The organism is Gloeocapsa sp. PCC 7428 (genome assembly GCF_000317555.1).
Lineage (GTDB): Bacteria > Cyanobacteriota > Cyanobacteriia > Cyanobacteriales > Chroococcidiopsidaceae > Chroogloeocystis.
Window position 1 is genome coordinate 4,907,496 of record NC_019745.1, and the last position, 22,435, is coordinate 4,929,930.

Below are 22,435 nucleotides of genomic sequence, written 5' to 3' on the forward strand. Positions count from 1 at the left end.
GCTGAAGTTCCAAAAATGTACAATAAATAAAAATTAGTGGACTAATAATATAATTAAATTCACTCCTCTTTTAGTCATAACGCACAGCTGAATAGAATTGATTCTTCGCTTTACAATAAGTAACTTCAACCTTGCTAAAAGGTTGCCATTCTGCTAATGTCTACAAACTTAATTTCTGTAAACAGAAAATTTAATTGTTTTTACAGATTACCACTGATCGAGATTAATTTTTACCAATTATTAATTAAAGCTTATGTAAAGTTTCGAGCTTGGTTTGTGAAGTTTGCTTATAGTATAAGAACAGTTACTATAAAGCTAATACCTAAAATACTACCCTTAGGTAGATATAAACTAGCGCTTATCGACAATTATCCTACTTGCGCATTTCTGCTGAGTAAAATCGCGAATGAACTCACAGCCAAAAATAAAGTCCACCGCAGTGGACTTCTTGAGTTGCGAGGACTTTGCTTTGAACTCATTCAACTTTTTTTGGTCTTTACCCCGTTCTAGGAAGGAAAATCAGGAAAAACGCGATCGCATGCGCATAAAGTTTATTGGTTAGTTGGTTCAACCCAACCGGAATCTATACTTGGCTCGACCGGATTTCTTTGGACATAGCCGAACAAAGCAGATGTCAAAACCAAGACAACCGAAATAAAAGCAACAACTTCGAGCATAATATTGAAACGCATAATTCTTGAGCTATGACCTCCATCAAACAAGATTAAAGTGTTCCATGTGAATAGCTTTTGCAGGTACTCCTAAGTCGTGTAAAGCTTTTTCGGTTTCATCTAAAAAGCGGGGAGAACCGCAAAGAAAATAACGCCAGCCTTCGCGATTTTGCGGAATGTGTCGTGCTAGCAGGTCTTTATCAACATAGCCTGATTCTCCAGGCCAATCATCCGGAGGTTCCTTAATCACGTGCGTTACCGTAAGACTATCTAATCGCTTATTGAGATATTCCAAGTCTTCGCGAAAAGCAACATCTTCCCAAGAACCATTGGCATAAATCAAACGAATCGGTCGATGATCGCCGCGTTCAGCAAGCGTTACCAGAATGCTAATCATCGGTGTAACGCCGACACCATTTGCAATGAGTACCAGCCCACTACAATCAAAGCGATCGGGAGTAAAAGCCCCGTGCGGACCATCAAGAAAAGCTTTTGTTCCTGGCTGGACATCTTTGATAGTGTTTGTGAAGTCACCAACGGCTTTGATCGTCAGTGCAACTTGATCGGGGCGATCGCCGTTAGAAGAAAATGAAAACGGATGCTCTTGAATGCGATAAGGAGAGCGATCGAGCGTTAACCAAGCAAATTGTCCTGGTAAAAAACGAATACCTTCATGACCTTGCGGACGGAGTACCAATGTATAAACATCACCTCGCTGTGGTACTACTGCTTCGACTCGATACGGCTTTTGCGTCATTAACCACGGCTTGATTAAACGAACATAAATCAACGAACCAAAAGCAAGCAGTGCTAAGAGTATCCACAACAATGCTTTCCAAGGTAGCGCTAGATAATAATTAACGCCAAACGCATGAGCTAACCCCAACCCCACCGCCAGGACAGCCAAAATTCCATGACTAGTGCGCCACACTTCGTAGTTAAGCTTGAGCTTCTGCCGCCACAGCGAAGTGACAACGAGCAAAATTAATGAGATTGTCGAGATTACCGCGAATCTTGCCCGCCACGGTGCCTCAAAAAAATTGAGTAGCTGTAAATATTCTGCATCGCGAACGAACAAAATAATCGGATGTGCCAGAATTAACGCAAATGCAACCTGGGTAATATAGCGATGGTATTGCAGAACAATATCAATACCATAAGGAGCCGCGATCGCATCAAACCGCGCAGTTAATGCGAACTGCAACATCATCATTGCTAAGCCCACATAACCCAAGGCGGCAGAAAATTCGATCCAAAATCCCCTTCCTCCTGGAACTGGGTGAATCAAAAGAATCAACAAGGGAGAAAGCGTAATTAAAAGATATAAAACTACCCAAAAGGTTCCGGCAACCCAGGGATTTTTCATTTGAAACATCTTTCTCTTTCCACGTAAATTGAGATTGACGTTAAACTATTTACAATCCTACTGTTCCAAGTAAACTAAATAGAATCGAATTAACAATACTCAGAGCGATCGTGCCGATCAGCGCGCTCCAAATTCCCCAACGCAAGCGAAATCCATGCACTAATAGTGCTGCTAAGCCAAAAATAATTGCATTAATGACAATGCTGAATAACCCTAAAGTTAGGAGAGTAATCGGAAAAGCAAAAAAAGCAATAATTGGACGAACAAATGCATTAAGAATTCCAAAAATTGCGGCTGATAATGCGGCTTTACCAAAGCTGTCAATTTCTACGCCGATGGGTAGTCTCGAAATAATTAAGAAACTGATTGTAGTAACAATCCAAGTAATGATAATACCCATCGCAAACACTCCGATATGCTAAATTTCAACTAGAATATTGAGCCATCTAACATCACTTTATCTAGTATTCGCAGACAATGTGGCAAAAAAGTGACAAGCTTGAGGAAATTTTCGCCTCATAAATCCACGTCACTTGCTTCAACAGGAAACTTGAACTGCGGAGGTTCTGCGCGTGTTTTTAAGGTCATTTAAAAGCGTGAGTAATATCTTTCTAAAGGAAGAAGAAAGTTTATTTACTAGTAATTATCTTCTTGCTGTACCTGCATACGTTACGCGATAAATTACACCGTTCGTATCATCAGTAAATAATAACGAGCCATCGGGTGTGACCCCAATACCTACAGGTCTACCAAATTGCGTGGTGCGCTGTTCGTTGAGAAAACCTGTAACAAAATCCTCGATTCTAGTAGGTTTACCATTTTGATAGCGAATGCGGACAACTTTGTAACCTACGGGCGGATTGCGATTCCACGAACCCCGCATTGTTACAAACGCATCGTTGCGATACTCTTGGGGAAACTGCGACGCAGTGTAGAAGACCATTGCTAAGGGCGCGCTGTGCGCGGTGTAGGTCAGTACTGGTGGTTCAGTGGTGGCGCAAAATTCTGCTTTAGATTTCCCCTCAGGTTCGCCAGGTAAATAAACATCTGGACGACGATCGCCAAAACAAAAAGGCCAACCGTAATGCTTACCCTGTTCGATCAAATTCAACTCCTCAGGTGGTTGATCGTTACCCCGCCAGTCGCTACCGTGGTCGAGTCCCCAAAACTGCTTGGTTTGCGGATGCCAACCAAAAGGAATTGTATTGCGCAATCCTTGTGCGTAAATTGTGCGATCGCTGCCATCAGGGCGGGCGCGTAGCATCGTTGCGTGTTCGTCGTTTGGCTCGTCGCAGGCGTTACACGTACTTCCTACCGAAATATACAGCATACCGTCAGGACCAAACGCGATCGTCCGGTTAGGGTGTTGCCCTGCATCGGGTAGATCGTTAATCAAAACTTGGGTACCAACTGCACCGTTACGACCTAAATCAGAGGCGTACAAACTCGTATCGGTGACATAGTACAAGCGATTTTGATAAATCGTAATTCCATTGACAAACGGTAAATTTGAGGCGATTGTCCGCATCTCGTCTGCACGTCCATCACGGTTGCGATCGCGTAGTGCAATAACATCTTGCTCTTCACGGCGCGTGACATAAACTGTGCCATCGGGGGCAATCGCGATATTGCGAGGATTCCCTAAGTCTTTGGCGAAGACATTAATCCGAAATCCTGCGGGCATCCTGAGTTGTTGCACGAGCGATTCATTAAACTCAAGTGGTTCTGGCGTTGCTAGATATCCTTCCACTCGTTCAATTCGCCGTTGTGCTGGCTGCTGCGAATAGACAGGAATGCTGAACCCTAAAAATGCAATCCATCCAAGCAAAAACAATCCAAGTTTTCGGCGCGTGACCTTTTTCATAAAAAGCCTTAAACCATCTTTTTGCGACCGGATTTTAGGCTCAACTTAGAGCATTACTATTGCGATCGCATCCATCTGATGGAGTACGCATCAATAAAGACATCTCGTGTCTGACGACTAAATAAGAGTTTTCTCATCCTCGTCTCATCAATATTTCATGCAATCTTCTATACACAGTAGCTATTCTTAATATGATCTTAAACCGCAGATAATCTCTTATTAAAGTCGATAACTACAGCGAAGATGAGTCAAGCCAAAATCTTGTCTCCGATTATACAAAAGCATCTGTGATATGCAAGTTTAAGCTCGCGGGTAGAGGAAAATAGCTATGAGAAAACTGTCATTGAAGAATCGTCGCAAGCGGCGGCAAAGGTGGGATCATCAATCCGCTATCAATTCCAGCAATCAAACTTCGGCAGTAAATACTGTAGCAACTACCAAGGAAGGTTATCAGTTGATACCCCTGCAACATCAAAACTACGCAACAAACGCACGCAAGTTACACATTGCGCTTTACTCGCATGACACAATGGGGTTAGGTCATAAGCGCCGTAACTTACTTATTGCCCAAACACTGGCTGAGTCTTCCTTACCGACGTCAATCTTATTGATTACTGGTATGGGAGAAGCAAGCAATTTTGATATTCCTTCCGGTATCGATTATTTAGCACTTCCGGCACTGCACAAGCACGTAGATGGCAAGTATCAATCACGACGGTTAGAAGTGCCATTGAAGGATATTATTGCCTTGCGATCGCAAACAATACAAGCAGCACTTGCAGCATTCAAACCGGATGTTTTTATAGTGGATAATGTTCCGCGTGGTGCAGTCGGCGAATTGAATTCTGCTTTAGAATACCTGAAAAGTCAGCAACAAACGCACTGCGTACTAGGATTGCGTGACATTCTTGACGCTCCGGCAATTGTACACCGCGAGTGGCAACGCGCAGCTAACGAAGCAGCTATTTGTGAATATTATGATGCGGTGTGGGTTTACGGCGATCCCACTGTTTACGATCCTGTGCGCGAGTACAACTTTTCTGCGGAAGTTGCCAATAAAGTCCGCTATACAGGTTACTTCGATCAACGCCAACGCCTTCAGTTTACTCAATCTGAAGCGCATGAATTGCTAGCAAGCTTAGAATTACCGCCTGGTCGTTTAGCACTATGTATGGTAGGAGGCGGACAAGATGGAGCCGATCTTGCCGAAGCCTTTGCTCATGCGCCACTACCTCCAGATACGAATGGAGTCATTGTCACTGGACCATTTATGCCACTGCAAGTGAGGCAGCGCTTACATGAACGCGCCGCAACGTGTCCGCGACTGCGAGTTTTAGAATTTGTCGCTGAACCAACACAACTCCTGCATCATGCTGATTGTGTCGTCGCAATGGGTGGTTATAACACGACTTGTGAGTTGCTTTCTTTCGGTAAGCGATCGCTGATTGTTCCGCGTGTCAAACCGCGTACCGAACAACTGATTCGCGCGCAACGCCTTCAAGAACTTGGATTGACCGACTTACTTCATCCGAATGATGTCGATCCACAAGCGATTTCCGAATGGCTAGCACAAGCACCGCGATCGCATCCTAGACAAACATTAGTCGATCTTAATGGCTTAGAGCGCCTGCCGTACTTACTGGGCGAGATCGCTCAATCTTCTTTCGCCACCCAAAGCCAAGCTTCGTAACAGGATCAATTTAATATGTCTTTGAACGATACTTTTAAAGTAGGGTACGTCTTAAAGCGTTATCCCCGTTACTCAGAAACTTTTGTTGTTTCGGAAATCTTAGCGCACGAAGCTGCTGGACTAGCGATTGAAATTTTTGCTTTACGCCCGCCGGTAGATGCATATTTTCAGAACATTATATCTGAAGTAAGAGCGCCTGTAAAGTATTTGTTATCGTACGACTTGCGAGGGAGTACGTTGTGGGCAGTACTAGAACAGGCAAGCGCGGTCTTACCAGAATTATGGAGCAAACTTGCGATCGCGCGCGGCGAGGACGTTCATGATGTGCATCAAGCGATTCTCTTGGCGTGTGAAGCGCGCAATAGAGGCATCGCCCACCTACACGCCCACTTTGGCACTTCGGCAACAACCGTCGCGCGACTTGCCAGCCACTTCGCGGAAATTCCGTATACCTTCACAGCACACGCCAAAGATATTTTCCACGAAAGCGTGCAACCAGACGATTTATCGCGTAAACTGCACGATGCAGCAGCGGTTGTGACAATCAGTGATTATAATCTCAACTATTTAAACGAAACGTACGGACAAGCAGCCGCCAAAGTTCAACGCATATACAACGGTTTAGATTTAAAGCAATTTTCATACGCGTCGCCGCAACATCGTCCACTACGGATCGTCGGCGTTGGCAGATTAATTGAGAAAAAAGGATTTGCCTATCTAGTTGAAGCTTGCGATCTCTTGCGCGCGCGCGGTTACGAATTTGAGTGTCAAATCGTTGGTGCAGGCGATTTAAGCGAAGACTTACACGCACAAATTGAGACATTAAATCTGCAATCTTGTGTCGAGTTAATTGGTCCGCGTCCGCAGCGTGAAATTATCGATATTGTGCAATCGGCGGCGGTACTTGCAGCGCCGTGCGTTGTTGGTACAGATAGCAACCGCGACGGCATACCTACAGTGTTACTAGAGGCGATGGCTTTAGGTACGCCTTGTATTTCGACAGACGTGACAGGCATTCCCGAAGTCTTGCGGCATCAAGAAACAGGGTTAATGGTACCGCAACACGATGCGATCGCACTTGCCAAAGCACTCGAAAAGTTACTTAGCGATGCGGCATTGCGCGTACAACTCGCAACGCAAGCACGGAAATTAATTGAGACAAATTTTGACATTCACTGCAACGCAGCGCATCTACGCACAATTTTTCGTGCAGCACCCGTCACAGCAATGCAGGAGGTAAGATAATGCGAATAGCGTATATTTGTGCCGATCCAGGAATACCTGTATTCGGTTGTAAAGGTTGCTCGATTCACGTTCAAGAAGTTATTCGGGCATTACGCAAACAAGGGCATCAAGTTGAGTTATTTGCAACGCGCTGGGGCGGAGAACCACCACGCGATTTAAGACACGTTCCCCTTCACCAACTGCCAAAAATCCCCAAAGGCGATCGCGCGCAACGCGAAACCGCTGCCATTTCAGCTAACTTGGACTTACGTTTGGCACTAGAAAATAGTGGCAATTTTGACTTAGTTTACGAGCGTTACTCGCTGTGGAGTTTCACGGGAATGGAATACGCCCGTGCTGTAAACATACCAGGAATATTAGAAGTCAATGCACCACTGATCGAAGAACACGCGCAACATCGAGGATTAGTCAACCGCGAAGCCGCGTATGAGATCGCACAGCGCGTTTTTGGTGCAGCGAGGGCATTGGTTGCCGTATCGCAAGGTGTTGCTGATTATCTTGCAACTTTCCCTGTAGCACAAGGACGCATTCAGGTTATTCCCAACGGTGTCAATCCGCATCGCTTTGCCATCGATCTGACTCCATCGATTCCCACATTGCCAGAAGTTTTCACCGTTGGTTTTGTCGGCACAATGAAGCCATGGCATGGTTTATCAACGTTGATCGAAGCATTTGAGATTCTGCATTGTGCTGATAATACAACACGGCTGTTGATTGTCGGAGATGGTCCAACAAAAGACGAAGTGCTAGCAGACTTAGCAACTCGCGGTTTAACTCATGCGGTTCACCTCACAGGTGCGGTGAGTGCTGAACAAATTCCAGGATTACTCGCTTCAATGGATGTCGCGGTTGCGCCGTATTCTTTGCGATCGCACTTTTACTTTTCGCCGTTGAAAGTTTATGAATATATGGCAGCAGGGCTTCCCGTCATTGCGAGTAACATCGGGCAAATCTCGCACGTGCTTCAAAACCGCGTAAATGGACTTTTGTATTCGCCTGGTGACGTGTTGCAGCTAGCAGCATTACTTTATCATCTGCGGTGGCAGCCAGAATTGCGATCGCGTTTAGGTCAAGCCGCAAGACAAACGGTGCTAGCAAACCATACGTGGGATGCGATCGTGCAACAAACACTTGCTTTAGTAAGTTCTTCGGGTGTGGAGGTTAGTTAATCGATGGGTCGTCGTCCGCAGAAACTGCAAGAAATTGTGCCTAGCTTTTGGCAGATATTGCAGCGCTTTCGCCCTTATATTCAAAAACAGCAAGCATTAGTGATTGGGTCGATGTTGTCACTACTCGCTGAGGTTGGGCTGCGACTTTTAGAACCTTGGCCCTTAAAGTTCGTGTTTGACCGCGTGATCGATCCCACAGGCGAAGGATCGGGAATTCCTTTTGTTGATAATCTCACGCCAACAGCACTGTTATGGCTATCCGCGTTAGGACTCGTGGTCATAACAGGACTGCGATCGCTTGCAGCTTATGGAAGCACTGTCGGTTTTGCCTTAACAGGAAACCGCGTCCTGACTGAGGTACGCAACGATTTATATCGCCATTTGCAAAGTTTATCGCTGTCGTTTCACACCAAAGCCAAAGGTGGCGAATTGACAATTCGCGTCATTAGTGATATTGGATTGCTTAAAGATGTCATTGTCACAGCGTTTTTACCTTTACTTGGTAATGCGCTGATTTTGGTGGGGATGGTAGCGCTGATGTTCTGGTTGCATCTAGAATTGATGCTGCTAGCACTGCTGACCGTACCACTGTTTTATATTGCGACAGCGCGGTTAACTCGCCGCATTCGCGATGTATCGCGCCAACAACGCCAGCGCGAAGGTGCAATGGCAGCAACAGCTGCTGAATCAATCGGCGCGATTAAAATTGTCAAAACGCTGTCGTTAGAAGAAACGTTTGCGCAGACTTTTTCGGGTCAAAGCCACAAAAGCTTAAAAGATGGCGTCAAAGCTAAACGGTTAGAAGCAAGTTTAGAACGTACGGTCGATTTGTTGATTGCGATCGCAACAGCAATTGTGTTAGGACGCGGCGCGCAATTAGTCTTGAATAATGCACTGACGCCTGGTGACTTGCTGGTGTTCTTGTCTTACTTAAAAAACGCTTTTAAACCCGTCAAAGACTTTGCCAAATACACCGGAAGACTCGCCAAAGGAACCGCCGCAGGCGAACGAATTATTGACTTACTCGACCAAAAACCCGAAGTTCAAGACCTTCCAGGCGCAAAACCCGCACCGCCATTTCAAGGATATGTCGAGTTTGAAAATATCACCTTTGCCTACGAACCAGGACACCCCACACTCAAAGACATTAATTTTAGCGTCACTCCAGGTCAGCAAGTTGCGTTAGTCGGGCATTCGGGAAGTGGTAAATCGACATTAACGAGTTTAATTTTGCGGCTTTATGATCCCGATCAGGGTCGCATTTTAATTGATGGACGCGATATTCGCGAATATACAGCAACATCACTGCGATCGCAAATTAGTGTCGTTTTGCAAGAAAGTTTGTTATTTGCTGGGAGTATTTGGGATAACATCGCCTATGGTTCGCCCAACGCCACACCAGAGGAAATTATCACTGCTGCAAAAATTGCGAATGCGCACGATTTCATTCAAAATCTGCCGCAAGGTTATGATACCCTCGTCGGCGAACGCGGGGTGACGCTTTCAGGAGGACAACGCCAACGCATTGCGATCGCCCGCGCTGCTGTACGTCAAGCACCCATTTTGATTTTGGATGAACCGACAACAGGTTTAGACCAAGAAAATGAGCAAGTTGTCGTCGAAGCTTTAGAAAGACTTGCTTGGGGTAAGACGACTTTCACGATCGCCCACGATCTCTATCTCGCAGCGCGTGCTGATTTGATTCTTTATGTTGAAAACGGACGTATCTTAGAACGCGGTACGCATCAAGAACTGATGCAAACCAACGGTCGCTATGCCGAATTATACGACATCCAAACCGCACAACGCGACCTCAACAATCGTCAGGAGGCAACTCATGTTACCCGCTGATAGCAGCTTAATTCGTCGCGATGCTGAATTACCAGGATTAGCTGTACTACTCGATGTTGATGCTTTTGCAACTGCGTTACAAACGTCGCTACCTGAAATCAACATCCAATCAATTCGTAGCACGTATGTAAGATACAAACGCAGTACCAACTGTTTAGTCGCTTATGAATTAGAAGTCGCCGGAACCAAAGTACCAATTTATGCTAAAGCCTTTGGTGCAGATAGCTGGAATAAACTGCAAAAGTTTAAAAATTGCACCAGCGTACCAGGATCTTTAGGAGTTGGTCGCTTGATTCTAGAAACGCACGGAATCGCAGTGTGTTTTTTCCCTAACGATCGAGATCTCACACAACTTCCGCAGCTTGTGAATTTAGATTGCAAGCAATTGCTGTGTGAAATGTTTGTAACTAATTTACAACCAACACAATTAATTAACTTACGCTACAAACCAGAAAGGCGTTATGTAGGACAACTGCGCACTGATAATCACATCCAAGCCGTACTGAAAGCGTATACAAAGGAAGACTACCCGCAAGCTAAAACCAACGCGCAAGCTTTTCATGCAGGTACAGTTTTACACATCGCGCCAACTTTGGGCTATTCAGACCGCGATCGCCTTTTAGCTTTGAAGTGGATACCGCGTTTACCATTGAATGATGCGATCGCCCAACCACAGTTGAACGACAACGCAATTACACTGACAGGCGCAGCATTAGCGGAAATTCACGCGCAAAATCCTGCTCATCTCAACATTCTTAGCCGCAACGCTGAAGCACAAAGTTTGCTGTCGATTGCCGACGATTTAAGCTTTATTTATCCCCCAATTGCCAACTTAGCCCAAAACTTAGCACGGCAATTTGCCGAACGATTACTCGCACTACCGCAGCTAACGTACCCAATTCACGGCGACTTCAACGCTGAACAAGTACTTTTAAGCGAAAACAACGTCACGATTCTTGATTTTGATCGCGCGGTACGTAGCGATCCAGCAGCGGATTTAGGCTCATTTCTTGCTCGACTAGAACGTGACAACTTGTGCGGTGACTTATCGTCGTACCGCCTACAACAAATTAAAGCAGCATTGTTACAAAGCTATCAAGCGCCACACCTCGATAACCGCATCGAGTTATACACTGCGATCGCCTTATTCCGACTTGCGTGCGAACCCTTTCGCTACCGCGAATCCAATTGGTATGAAAAAACTGTGGCAATCCTACAGCAAGCTGAGCTAATTTTGCAGCGATCGCTTTTCTTAGGCGCATCTCAGTCGGCATAAAAGGAAATTATGACTAGTATCTCAGCGATCGATCCATTCGATGTCGTCAGCGATGCCAAAATGCCATTTTTAGCACAAGCATTGCATCCTGAAACTGTCCAACAGCAATTCAATCAGCTGGCGCTTTGGCAAAACACGCACCCTATGCAACTGCAAGCGATTCGCGTCATTCGCTATAAACCAGGGCGACGGTGTTTAATTGAATACGATGTCGTGGAAAATCAATCGTTTGTCACGTTAATTGGCAAAACCCGCGCCAAAGGACTCGATCGTTGTAGCTTTCGACTTATGCAGTTACTTTGGCACAACGGCTTTGATGCCAAAAGCAGCGATCGCATTTCGGTTCCTGAACCAGTCGGTATCCTTCCCCAATTTCAGATGTGGCTGCAACGCAAAATAGCAGGAACGCTTGCAACCGATTTGCTACCAAAAAGTGAAGGAGTTGATTTAGCAAAATTCATTGCCCAAGGCGCTTACAAGCTTCAGCAAGCAAACATTGTGCCTCGGCGCAGCCATACAATGACAGACGAACTCAAAATCTTAGGCGATCGCTTATCGCAGGTCAAGCAATTATATCCGCATTGGTCACAACGCATCGAGCGGTTACTTGCGGCGTGCGATTTTCTCAGTAGTGCGACGCCAGAATCAGACACGCGGGGAATTCATCGCGATTTTTACCCCGATCAAGTTTTGGTTGCAGGCGATCGCATTTACTTACTTGACTTGGATCTGTATTGTATTGGCGATCCGAGTTTGGATATTGGCAACTTTATAGCCCACATAACCGAGCAAAGCTTGCGTACTTTGGGTCACGAAGATGCTTTAATAGATCGAGAAGAAGCGGCGATCGCTGAATTTATCCGCCTGGGTGGTGCAGCAACTCAAACCACGATTCAAGCATATAAAACGCTGACGTTAGCGCGACATATTTATATCAGTACGCTGTTTCCCGAAAGGCAAAAATTTACAGAGACACTTTTAGAACTTTGCGAACAACGGCTATCTTTAGCCCTTCATTGCGTGTGAGAACAGATTGATGACGATAAAAGTAAGGCAAATCTTAACACACCTCACCGTAATCGGTGTAACGTCATTCTTGACAAATAATCCTGTTAGTGCATTAGGAACCTCTAATACGACAGATCCCCTCGCGCAAGTGACATCGGTTTCGCAGTTATCGGATGTCGCACCCAGTGATTGGGCATTTCAATCGCTCAGTTCTTTGGTGGAACGCTACGGCTGTATCGCGGGTTATCCTGATGGAACGTATCGCGGGAATCGCGCGTTAACTCGCTACGAGTTCGCGGCGGGTTTAAATGCGTGTTTAGCACAAATTAATTCTTTAATTACGTCCAGCACAGCAGATGCAATTCGTCAAGAAGACATCGTAACATTGCAACGCTTACAAACCGAGTTTGCGCAAGAATTAACAGTGTTACGAGGAAGAGTCGATCAACTCGAAGCCCGCACCGCCGAACTTGAAGCGCAACAATTTTCGACAACAACGAAACTCGAAGGAGAAGTCGTTTTTGCTGTCAACGGCGTGACAGGCGATCGCAAAGCCGATGGAAGTGATGACGAAATTGACGATAACTTGATTCTCGCTTATCGAACGAGATTAGACTTTAATACGAGTTTCAGCGGTACAGATAACTTAAGAGTTCGCTTACAAGCCCGCAATATTCCTGAATTTGAAGACGCCGCAGGTACGCCGATGGCTAATTTGGGAATCGATGGTAGTAGTGGTAGTAGCGTAGAACTCAGCCGTTTAGATTATTTTTTCCCTGTAGGAGAACGCGCTAGCGGTTATGTAACGATAGTTGGTGGAGGATTAGGCGACTTTGTAACGACGGTTAATCCTTTACTTAGTAGTAGCGGTGACGGTGCGGTATCGCTGTTTGGGCGAGAAAATCCGATCCGGCGACAAGGAAGTGCGCCAGGCGCTAGCTTCTTTTATGAACTAAGCGATGCAATTCTCTTTGAGGTAGGTTATGCGGCTAGCGATGCTAGTGATTCAGAGGTAGGAATTTGGCAAAGTCCGTATGCGGCGGTAGCGCAGTTAACAGTACAACCCAGCGAATCACTAAATGTTGCTTTGACGTACATTCGTTCGTACAACAGTATCAGTACGGGTACAGGAAGCGAACTTTCCAACGATCCGTTTGATGACGAAGCAGAGACAATTACAGGAAACTCCTACGGCGTAGAAGCTGCGTTGCAAGTCAGTCCTAAGTTTACGCTTGGCGGTAGGGTTGGTTGGATTCAAGCAACCGCAACGGATCTTGATAACAATCCTTCAGCAAATATCTTCACTTGGGCTGTGTCGTTAGCTTTCCCTGATTTAGCCGGAGAAGATAATTTAGCAGGGATCATCATCGGTGTACCGCCAAAAGTTGTGAGTAATGAATTTGACGCAGATTTAGAAGAAGATGCGACTTCACTACACCTTGAAGCTTTTTACCGCTTTCAAGTGAATGACAACTTAGCCATTACTCCTGGCGTTTTTATGATTACTAATCCCGAACACGACGCAGATAATGACACGATTTATGTAGGAACCGTCCGCACGACGTTTGAATTTTGAAGTAGAGAAAGGGTAATTGGTAATCGGATTTCACTCTATTGCTAGAAGCGTAACTACGGTAAGTTCAAGATATAAATAAATAAACGCAAGCTGGTGTAGTTCAGTTTCATTAAATACAAATGCGATCGCACCTCTCTTCAAGTCGATGGCGCTTAGGTTTAGCCTTATCGCTATTGACAGTTTTCTTGTGGGGAATCTTACCCATTGCTTTATCAGTAACACTCCAAGTACTCGATGTTTATACACTCACTTGGTTTCGATTTTTAATTTCTTTTGGGTTACTCGCAATTTATTTAGCTAGCCGCCAGCAGTTACCACAATGGCAAAAACTCCGCAATGCTGGGTTAGGGCTTATTGTAGTTGCAACAGTATTTTTAGGAATAAATTACTTACTCTTCGTACAAGGTTTAACGCTAACTTCTCCCGCGAATGCCCAAGTTTTGATTCAACTTGCACCAGTATTATTTGGAATAGGCGCGATCGCCGTTTTTAAAGAACGCTTCAACCGTTACCAATCAATTGGGTTAAGTATCCTTGTACTTGGTTTGGTATTGTTCTTTAACGAGCAATTGCAAAGTTTACTTGTCGCAAATTCTACGTATCTCCTTGGTAGTGGTATTTTAGTACTCGCCGCCGCAGCTTGGGCAGTGTATGCTTTAGCACAAAAACAATTACTGCGATCGCTTTCTTCCACAAACGTGATGCTACTTATATATGGTGGTTGCGCGTTGTTATTTACGCCTGTAGCGACACCGCAAACAATTCTGACGTTGAGTTTATTACACTGGGGAACGCTACTATTTTGCGGATTAAATACTTTAATTGCCTATGGTGCCTTTGCTGAAGCCCTCGAACACTGGGAAGCCTCGCGCGTCAGTGCGGTTTTGGCACTTACTCCGGTTGTGACTTTGATATCTGTCGAAGTTGTGTCATCGATTCTTCCTAGTTGGATTGACAGCGAACAATTGACGCTTTTAGGTTTCGCAGGTGCTATTTTAGTCGTTGCCGGTTCAATGGCGATCGCTTTAGGTAAATCAGGTTAAATGCAGTAGCTTGGTAAATATACTCTGTTCTCAACGCTAGTTTTCGATTTATGAGTAAACAACTAGATGAAGCTGTTTCGCGTGAAATCGCTAATAATATCAAAAGTAAAGCAAAACAAAGCTTTGACAACGCCTACAAAGCAGCCCTAGCAACTGATGGTGCAGTGTACGTACAAGGCTTTTTAGTTTTAGCGGCGAAACCTTATCGCATCATCGAACACAGTTGGATCGAACTCGAAGATCGCATTATCGATCCGACACTACCTTTTTTAAACCACAAAGCCGAAGACCTTTACTACTATCCTGCGCAGCAACTTACACTCAAACAACTCAAAGCCGCCGTCGAAGAAGCACAAGAAGACTATCCCGAAGACAACCCGCTTCCGGTTTACGGTGCCGCACCTTATGAATACTATGGTGATGTGATGTTGGGTGGTATTGAATATTTAGCTGCGTATCAAGCCGCCGAAGCCAAGTGGAAAGAATTAAACGATCCGCAATATAACTAAGAGTGAGATTGCTCAAGTTATTGATAGGTTGTCAGTTATACTTGCCTTAACTGCCGCCACGATTGAGAGAGAACTGAGCCTGCTGACTTGGCAAAAATAAACGCGAGCAAAATACCAACCGCGATGTCGGGTAACGATGAGTTTGTAAGATAAACCAGACTTGCTGCGCCTAGTACAGAGGTGTTGGCAATGATGTCATTGCGAGAACAAAGCCACACAGAAGACATATTAATGTTGTCGTTGCGATGCTGTGTAAGGAGATATAGACAGAACAAATTGGTGCAGAGAGCTACAACACCAATACCACTCATCACCTTAAGTTCTGGAGGCGTATTAAAAGCGAGTTGATAGGCAGCCCTGGCAAATACGGCTACAGCTGATAGAAACATGATGCCGCCCTTAAGCATGGCAGATTGGGCATGAGCCTTACTACCCATGTTGATGACATATAGGCTGCTAGCATAGGCAATCGCATCACCCAGCATATCGAGTGAGTCACCCGTCAACGCTAGTGAGTTTGACCATATCCCTGATAGCAATTCAACGCCAAACATCACGGAATTGATACCAAGCACCGTCCACAGAACTTTGCTTTGCCGCTTATTCAGCTTTTCTAGTTCGCATGATTTCTTTTGACAGCAGCGATCGGACATACATTGCCTCGGCAATACTGTCATCATTATGACATTCAAACAAACATTTGAATGAAGAAGTAAAAAAACTAAGCTCCTTGCTTAATCGTGTTTTGTAAACACATGGCTTAACACCTGGCTGACAAACTCATCTCGTAGCGAATAGTAAACCAATTTTCCATCGTTTCTGTATTTCAGGAGCTTGAGATCGCGTAGCTTTCGCAGATGGTGAGATGCTGCCGATATTTGCACACCTAATACAGCCGCGATGTCGCATACACAAAGTTCTTGAGCATCTTTGAGCGCATGAAGAATCTTCAACCTAGATTTGTCTGCTAATGCGGTAAAGAGAGTTTGGGCGATTTCAAAAGCTTCGTCATCAGGAAGGGCATCACGCACTTGAGCTACAAGATCTGTGTTAAAACAGCGGACTTGACAAACATCAATAGGCTTTGTTTTCGGCACAAACTAAGATCTCTCTAGCAACAATTGCAGGTTAATTTTAGCAAAGGTACAAGAAGCGGCGCGGTCTAACATTAGCGATTAGTGACTAAATCTATATCTTTGTACTCTGAGGGCGCTGAATGAAGTGCAAGCAAACCAATTACCAAGCATCAGTTTTAATCTTCCGATAGAGATTTGTTAAAGTTCCTGTGGGATTTGTAGAAAGTGGCAGATCGCACTTACAATCCCAGAGGTGATTAAATGGCAGCGGTTAATTTTCAAGACGGTTACTCGCAAAACTTTGATTCTTTAATTGATTCTGGTTCTGCAAGTTGGGCGAATGACGCGACAATTCCAGGTTGGTATACCGCAAGAACAGGAACCGGAACAAGTATTGTGGCATCTACCGGAAGTAGTAATGCTGGAAATCTTTATAGCTTTGGCTTAGCAGGTAGTAGCGATCGCGCTTTAGGTTCAATAGGTTCAGGAAATGCAGCAGCAGGAGATTTCTATTGGGGAGTACGCTTAGTTAACGATACCAATCAAACAATTACCGGATTAGATATCAGTTACATTGGCGAACAATGGCGCTTTAGCGGTGCAAACGCCGCGCAAACTGTTGATTTTTCCTACCAAATCGGAGCGCAGAATTTAACTAGCGGTAATTGGATTAATTTCGATCCTCTCGATTTTACCAGCCCTGTCACCAGCGGTACAACGGGGGCGCTCAATGGCAATGCCGATGCTAATCGTACCTTTAAATCAGCAACTTTAACCAATTTAGTCCTAGAAGCGGAACAAGAAATTTGGTTACGCTGGTTTGATCCCGATCATTCAGGTGCAGATCATGGTTTAGCCATTGATAATTTTACAATTGCTATTAGCGAACAGGGAGATCCCGATCCCGATCCTGTTGAACCTGGTGATGTACGGATTTTTGATATTCAAGGAACATCGCACCGATCGCCCTTAGAAGGACAGCAAGTGACAAACGTTCCTGGAATCGTCACCGCAGTGCGAAATAACGGCTTTTACATTCAAGATGTGATGGGTGACGGCAATGCGGCGACGTCAGATGGTATTTTTATCTTTACTTCTTCTGCTCCCAATGTTGCGGTAGGCGATGCAGTACTGGCGAGTGGAATTGTCGGCGAGTTTCGTCCTGGTGGTGCAAATAGTGGTAACTTGACAACAACGCAGATTGGTGGCGCGAGTTTTAACATATTGTCGCGAGGGAATGCGCTACCAGAATCAACAATTATTGGTGTAGAAGGAAGAAAGCCACCTACCGAAAGAATTTATGGCAATGCTGTAGGTGGTAATGTTGAAAATCCTGGTAACGAATTTAATCCGCAACGCAACGGACTCGACTTTTACGAAAGTTTAGAGGCAATGCGCGTGCAAGTTGATGGTGGTGTTGTTGTGGGTCCTACGAACCAGTTTAACGAAATTTGGGTACTAGGAGACAACGGTGTTGCGGCAACAGGGCGCACTCCGCGTGGTGGAATTGTCATTAGTCCTGACGATTTTAACCCCGAACGCATTCAGATTCAAATCGACCGGAATTTGACACCAGGAACCGCACCGCAAGTTAATGTAGGCGATCGCATAGATAGTGTCACTGGCATTCTAGATTACAGTTTCGGTAACTTTGAAGTATTAAGCACGGTTCCTGTCACCGCAACACCAGGAGGGTTACAGCGCGAAGTCACGACATTAGATGCAGTGGGCGATCGCTTAACGGTTGCATCTTACAATATCGAAAACTTTCATCCTGGTAGCCCTGCATCACGAATCAATGGTATCGCCGGACATATCGCCCAAAACTTGAAAGCACCAGATATCATTGCCTTGCAAGAAGTTCAGGATAACTCTGGTCCTACAAATAATGGTATTGTTGATGCTGCACAATCGTATCAGGTATTAATCGATGCGATCGCGGCTGCTGGCGGTCCTACTTACAAATTCCGCGACATCGCCCCTGTTAATGGACAAGACGGCGGACAACCTGGCGGTAATATTCGCGTCGGCTACCTCTACAACCCTGAACGCGTGAACTTTATCGATCGCCCTGGCGGTACTGCAACGAGTGAAACAACAATTATTGACGGTCGATTGTCAGAAAGTCCTGGTAGAGTAGAACCTAACGATCCAGCTTTTGAAGATAGCCGCAAACCACTTGCGGGTGAGTTTGTCTTTAACGGTCAGCGGTTATTTTTAATCAACAATCACTTTAGCTCAAAAGGTGGTAGCGATCCGCTATTTGGTCGCTTTCAACCACCTAATAATAATGGAGAAGATGCGCGTACCGAACAAGCAAGAATTAATCGCGAGTTTGTCGAAGATATCTTAGCTGCAAATTCAGATGCAAGAGCAATTGTATTAGGTGACTTGAATGAATTTCAGTTTTTCCCGCCTTTAGAAGTTCTAGAGGGAGGTGCTGAACAAGTTCTCAACAATTTAACCGAAACTCTACCAGAAAATGAACGCTACAGCTATATTTTTGAAGGTAACTCGCAAGCCCTCGACCACATTTTAGTCACCGATAGCTTATTACCGATAGCTGAATACGATATCGTCCATGTTAACGCGGAGTTTGTCGATCAAGATAGCGATCACGATCCGTTACTCTCGCGCTTTGCGCTAGCAAATCCAACTTCTACAGTAGGTAATTCTCGCTTGGTATTTGGAACTGCTGGAGATGATGAAATCGCCGCCCAAGGTAGACAAACTATTTTTGCAGGTAATGGTGATGACTTAGTAGGTTCTGCACCAAGTTCAACAGGAAGCAATATCATTAATGGTGGCAGAGGTAACGATGAATTATTCGCTCGCAGCAATGACACTCTACTCGGTGGTAGCGGCAATGACTATTTAAATGCCGCAGATGGTACGGGTAATAACCAACTATACGGTGGTATTGGTAATGATACTTTATTTGCTGGGGGAGCGAACGATCAGCTTTATGGTCAATTCGGCGATGATGTCCTTTATGCTGGTAACGGTGGCAATTTCCTCAGTGGTGGTTTTGGTAACGATCAGTTCTGGATTGCGTTAAATCAATTACCAGAAACAGCAAACACAATTGCTGACTTTAATTTAGGTAACAACGTAATTGGAATTAGTGGCGTTGCAGCGATTAACTCGTTTGATGACCTCACTATTACACAAAGTGGTGCTAATACGGTGATTCGTGCTTTGAATCAAGATATCGCTGTCCTCACAGGTGTTCAAGCGAGTACACTCAGCACTAACAGGTTTGTGTTTGCATAAAATCGCTTGGCGACTGAAGTCGCCGCTAATCAAACTAAGACCACCTTCGTGGTCTAATTGTGTTATACCAATTCCTTAAAAAAGAGCTACAAAGAACTTCGCCTCTGCTGCTCTAAAAACCCTGACCTCTGCTGCATCAGTCGTGGTCTAATTGTGTTATACCAATTCCTTAAAAAAGAGCTACAAAGAACTTCGCCTCTGCTGCTCTAAAAACCCTGACCTCTGCTGCATCAGTCTGTAGGCTTAAAAGATTTATGCAGGAGGTTTTTTTATTTGAGTTTACAAGCAAGCTTCGGTTGTCCAGTTTTGAGAACCGCGCCCTTGGCGACAGCGCTGTTGTCTACCAGCCCATACCATCCGCCACTGCGATTGATTTGCCACTGGCTCGAATTCTACACGATAGCGTACATCTTGCACTGAATCATCAGGTAAATTGTTTTGCATTATTGTCACGACAACTTGTTGAGGATTGCGATCGTCAATAGTTACCGTTTGCTGAAAATTGCCTTCTTGTGGTTCTTGGATTCCAAACGCCGCGATCGCAATTTCTCTAGGATTGCTTCCGGTTAACTCTGAGTTGATTTGTTCTAGATTAATCGCACTATAACTATCGCGCTCGTTGGTTGCGGTTAGACACTCTGAGACAAGCGTGAGATTATTTCCTGATATTGTATAAGTTTGCGTGACTGCTTGGTTATTTTTGGCAATGTTCGCCTGAATTTGTCCCGCGTTAACAATAATCGACTGAACTTGAACGCGATCGCCCAACAAAACTGAATTCACATTACGCGGATTACTTGCTACATTAAGAACTGGTAACAAATACGCTGTCTCTGTTCCATTAACCATTAATACAGTTACCGCATCTTCATTGCCATCATTATTTATATCTGCAAATGCGATCGCACCTGGCTTGTCTACTAAAGTAACTGTAACGCCTTTAGTTCGATCCTCATAAGAACCATTTTGGAGTTGAACTGAACCAATATTAGGTAGCTGATAAGTCATGTTTTTCACTTGCTCAGCTTTTTGACACCAAGCTTGCTTTTGCGGAGTCCAAAGTTCACGCGTTCTACAGTTATACCAAGGTTGTGCAGATGTTGCGTTATTTTGAGCATTCGCCAAATTCATCAAAGGCATCAACCCTAAAGCTGCGCTAACAGCAAATAATGTTATTTTACTTTGAATTTTCATTCCTCTCACCGAATAAATAACTATCAGTTATTGACGCATATTTCAGCAAAATCCTTCCCATAGCTTCATATTGCTTAGAAATTCTATGATAAAGAGTATAAACGAACTACTCCAGACACTGAGGGCACAGAGAAAAGAGGAAAGAAAAGAGTTAACTTTGATTAAGTTTTCAGATTTTTTATCTTAGCTGTTGTTGTAAAAATGTAGTTCGCTAACAAAAACACTATTTGAAACTAGGCGTCTTTCACTTCAAAACAGCGTCAGAACAGGAAATATTATGCAGCTTAAAAAACTTGAACTTGGTAAAGAGTATCCTATTACCGGAGAAATAGCAGGTATAAAAGAAATTGAGCAGATTAGTATTGATGCGCTTAAGCAAAGCTTTCCAGACAATATTAGACCAGTTTTACGCGATGCTCATCCTAAACATCATGGTTGTGTGAGAGCAGAATTTATTATTGATGAAGATATTCCCCAAGAACTAAAAGCAGGAATTTTCAAACACCCTCGTACTTTTACTGCGGCAATTCGTTTTTCTAATAATAAAGCAATTGACGATACAAAAAAAGATGTTCGAGGAATGGCAATTAAGCTTTTTGGGGTAGAAGGTGAAAAACTATTAGAACGACAAAAACACGAAAAAACGCAAGATTTACTATTAATTAATCACCCTGTTTTCTTTATTAAAGATGTACAAGATTATGTTGAATTCTTTAGAGCCAGACAATTAGCCAAAGGCAATTTACCACTAAAATTCTTCTTTCTCAATCCCAATCCATTTAAATGGCATTTACGAGAATTTATTATTGGGATGGTAATGCTCAACAAAAAAGTGAGTAGTCCTCTAGCGATTCAATACTGGAGTAGTACACCGTATAAACTAGGCGATCGCGCGATCAAATTCACCGTAGTACCAAGTTCTCAGAATCCTACACCACCCGTTACTCAAACACCAGATTATCTCCGCCAAGCTATGATTGAGCATCTAAATCATCAAGATGCAAGCTTTGATTTCTTAATTCAGTTGCAAACAGATCCCCAAAAAATGCCAATTGAAGATCCGAGAATTGAATGGAAATCACCGTTTCAAAAAGTAGCAACGATTAAAATTCCTCGCCAGCAATTCACTTCTCCACAACAGATGGAATTCTGCGAAAATTTATCTTTCACACCTTGGCACTCGTTACCCGAACATCAACCTTTAGGGGGAGTTAATCGCGCACGTAAGCAAGTCTATGAAGCTCTCTCAGAACTCCGTCATAATTTGAATAATATCGTTGTTAAAGAACCGACAGAAGAAGAATTTTTGACACTGTTTGGTAAAATGCCCTCCAATAGCAGGGGTTAGAGGTCAGGGATCAGGGTTAAACTTCCCTCAGGGAAATCACTACGAGCTTCTATAATGCCCTAACTCTATATTAGACTTCTTGCATGAATCACAAACGCCCTCTGACTGAAGTCAGGGGCTACTCAAGCAAAGTGTACTTTCGTACACTGAAGCAAGACTTTTATCGATAAGTTCACAGTGGTAGATTGTCTGTTGTTTGGCTGCGAATTTATGCGTCAAGTATTCATGCAGGAGGTTTATTGACTAGGGCTATAAAACAAAAACGAGTAGTCCACG

General features: G+C 44.3%; 18 protein-coding genes. 11 read left to right on the forward strand and 7 right to left on the reverse strand.

Annotated elements, in window-relative coordinates:
- Window positions 1–551: 551 nt before the first annotated feature.
- From GLO7428_RS28045 to GLO7428_RS21610, 4 genes are all read right to left on the reverse strand, one after another.
- Window positions 552–692 carry a hypothetical protein gene (locus GLO7428_RS28045; protein WP_015190709.1) on the reverse strand — a complete coding sequence of 47 codons (141 nt, stop codon included), beginning with the start codon at window positions 690–692 and terminating at the stop codon, window positions 552–554.
- Between the two features lie 22 nt (window positions 693–714).
- Complete coding sequence (locus GLO7428_RS21600) at window positions 715–2,046, reverse strand: ferric reductase-like transmembrane domain-containing protein (protein WP_015190710.1); 1,332 nt, start codon at window positions 2,044–2,046, stop codon at window positions 715–717.
- Window positions 2,047–2,086: 40 nt separating this feature from the next.
- Window positions 2,087–2,437 (reverse strand): phage holin family protein, encoded by a 351-nt coding sequence (locus GLO7428_RS21605; protein WP_015190711.1) that lies wholly within the window; start codon window positions 2,435–2,437, stop codon window positions 2,087–2,089.
- Between the two features lie 243 nt (window positions 2,438–2,680).
- Entirely contained in the window at window positions 2,681–3,901 is a 1,221-nt protein-coding gene (locus GLO7428_RS21610; protein WP_015190712.1) for a sorbosone dehydrogenase family protein, read from the reverse strand.
- Window positions 3,902–4,229: 328 nt separating this feature from the next.
- Between GLO7428_RS21610 and GLO7428_RS21615 the strand changes: the two genes are divergently transcribed.
- The 9 genes from GLO7428_RS21615 (at window position 4,230) to GLO7428_RS21655 (ending at window position 15,268) form a co-directional block, all read left to right on the forward strand.
- On the forward strand, window positions 4,230–5,591 hold the full coding sequence (locus tag GLO7428_RS21615; protein WP_015190713.1) for a glycosyltransferase family protein: 1,362 nt from the start codon (window positions 4,230–4,232) through the stop codon (window positions 5,589–5,591).
- 15 nt (window positions 5,592–5,606) lie between these two features.
- Window positions 5,607–6,836 (forward strand): glycosyltransferase, encoded by a 1,230-nt coding sequence (locus GLO7428_RS21620; protein ID WP_015190714.1) that lies wholly within the window; start codon window positions 5,607–5,609, stop codon window positions 6,834–6,836.
- Complete coding sequence (locus GLO7428_RS21625; RefSeq protein WP_015190715.1) at window positions 6,836–8,005, forward strand: glycosyltransferase family 4 protein; 1,170 nt, start codon at window positions 6,836–6,838, stop codon at window positions 8,003–8,005. The genes GLO7428_RS21620 and GLO7428_RS21625 overlap by 1 nt, the downstream gene beginning before the upstream one ends.
- Window positions 8,006–8,008: 3 nt before the next feature.
- Complete coding sequence (locus GLO7428_RS21630) at window positions 8,009–9,856, forward strand: ABC transporter ATP-binding protein (protein WP_015190716.1); 1,848 nt, start codon at window positions 8,009–8,011, stop codon at window positions 9,854–9,856.
- Complete coding sequence (locus tag GLO7428_RS21635) at window positions 9,843–11,132, forward strand: aminoglycoside phosphotransferase family protein (protein WP_015190717.1); 1,290 nt, start codon at window positions 9,843–9,845, stop codon at window positions 11,130–11,132. The genes GLO7428_RS21630 and GLO7428_RS21635 overlap by 14 nt, the downstream gene beginning before the upstream one ends.
- 9 nt (window positions 11,133–11,141) lie before the next feature.
- The gene (locus tag GLO7428_RS21640; protein WP_015190718.1) at window positions 11,142–12,158 is read left to right on the forward strand and encodes a phosphotransferase; all 1,017 of its coding nucleotides are present in this window, start codon (window positions 11,142–11,144) and stop codon (window positions 12,156–12,158) included.
- A 10-nt stretch (window positions 12,159–12,168) separates the two neighbouring features.
- Window positions 12,169–13,716: an iron uptake porin gene (locus GLO7428_RS21645; protein WP_015190719.1), complete on the forward strand. Its 1,548-nt coding sequence runs from the start codon at window positions 12,169–12,171 to the stop codon at window positions 13,714–13,716.
- A 119-nt stretch (window positions 13,717–13,835) separates the two neighbouring features.
- Complete coding sequence (locus tag GLO7428_RS21650; RefSeq protein ID WP_015190720.1) at window positions 13,836–14,759, forward strand: DMT family transporter; 924 nt, start codon at window positions 13,836–13,838, stop codon at window positions 14,757–14,759.
- 50 nt (window positions 14,760–14,809) lie between these two features.
- Window positions 14,810–15,268 carry a hypothetical protein gene (locus tag GLO7428_RS21655; RefSeq protein ID WP_015190721.1) on the forward strand — a complete coding sequence of 153 codons (459 nt, stop codon included), beginning with the start codon at window positions 14,810–14,812 and terminating at the stop codon, window positions 15,266–15,268.
- A 35-nt stretch (window positions 15,269–15,303) separates the two neighbouring features.
- Here the strand turns inward: GLO7428_RS21655 and GLO7428_RS21660 are convergent, their stop codons facing one another.
- Both GLO7428_RS21660 and GLO7428_RS21665 read right to left on the reverse strand, forming a co-directional pair.
- The gene (locus tag GLO7428_RS21660) at window positions 15,304–15,948 is read right to left on the reverse strand and encodes a cation transporter (RefSeq protein ID WP_231295516.1); all 645 of its coding nucleotides are present in this window, start codon (window positions 15,946–15,948) and stop codon (window positions 15,304–15,306) included.
- A gap of 54 nt (window positions 15,949–16,002) precedes the next feature.
- The gene (locus GLO7428_RS21665) at window positions 16,003–16,365 is read right to left on the reverse strand and encodes a metalloregulator ArsR/SmtB family transcription factor (protein WP_015190723.1); all 363 of its coding nucleotides are present in this window, start codon (window positions 16,363–16,365) and stop codon (window positions 16,003–16,005) included.
- Between the two features lie 240 nt (window positions 16,366–16,605).
- Here GLO7428_RS21665 and GLO7428_RS21670 point away from each other — a divergent pair, with 240 nt between their 5' ends.
- On the forward strand, window positions 16,606–19,617 hold the full coding sequence (locus GLO7428_RS21670) for an endonuclease/exonuclease/phosphatase family protein (protein ID WP_015190724.1): 3,012 nt from the start codon (window positions 16,606–16,608) through the stop codon (window positions 19,615–19,617).
- Window positions 19,618–19,896: 279 nt separating this feature from the next.
- On the opposite strand, the gene GLO7428_RS26250 is transcribed toward GLO7428_RS21670, so the two are convergent.
- On the reverse strand, window positions 19,897–20,811 hold the full coding sequence (locus tag GLO7428_RS26250; RefSeq protein WP_015190725.1) for a hypothetical protein: 915 nt from the start codon (window positions 20,809–20,811) through the stop codon (window positions 19,897–19,899).
- Between the two features lie 277 nt (window positions 20,812–21,088).
- Here GLO7428_RS26250 and GLO7428_RS21680 point away from each other — a divergent pair, with 277 nt between their 5' ends.
- Entirely contained in the window at window positions 21,089–22,159 is a 1,071-nt protein-coding gene (locus GLO7428_RS21680; protein WP_015190726.1) for a catalase family protein, read from the forward strand.
- The last annotated feature ends 276 nt before the right edge of the window (window positions 22,160–22,435 follow it).